1 protein-coding gene is annotated in these 310 nt (G+C 28.4%); it reads right to left on the bottom strand.

The window, feature by feature from the left end:
• Nucleotides 1–279, bottom strand: a 279-nt coding sequence (locus tag ACY2RX_RS14620; RefSeq protein WP_490104719.1) for a LysE family transporter, incomplete at its 3' end; no start/stop codon positions are given.
• Nucleotides 280–310: the final 31 nt, after the last annotated feature.

Genomic DNA, 310 nt, shown 5'->3' with positions numbered 1-310 from the left:
TCTATCAAAATACGTAATTAAACCATAAATAATAAGAACTAAGCCACCAATAAAAAACAGTCTAGGATCGTCTTTAATTTTTTCTAGTAAAGATCTACTACCATAATACGCAATTAAAATAAAAGCAACATCGCCTAAAATAACAACAATATCAAAAGCAATAGCAGCTCTTGCTCCTTTTAAAATACTGGTTTGTATCAACATAAAAAAAACAGGTCCAATAATAAAAGCCATGAAAAAACCTATTAAGAAGGCATTTTTAAAGTCGTAAAAATCCATTGTCTAAAAACACAGCTTTTTAACTGAAGGA

It is taken from the genome of Polaribacter sp. 2405UD43-2 (genome assembly GCF_058147125.1).
The sequence above is the reverse complement of the archived record's forward strand: the minus strand, read 5'-3'. Positions and strand labels throughout refer to the sequence as shown.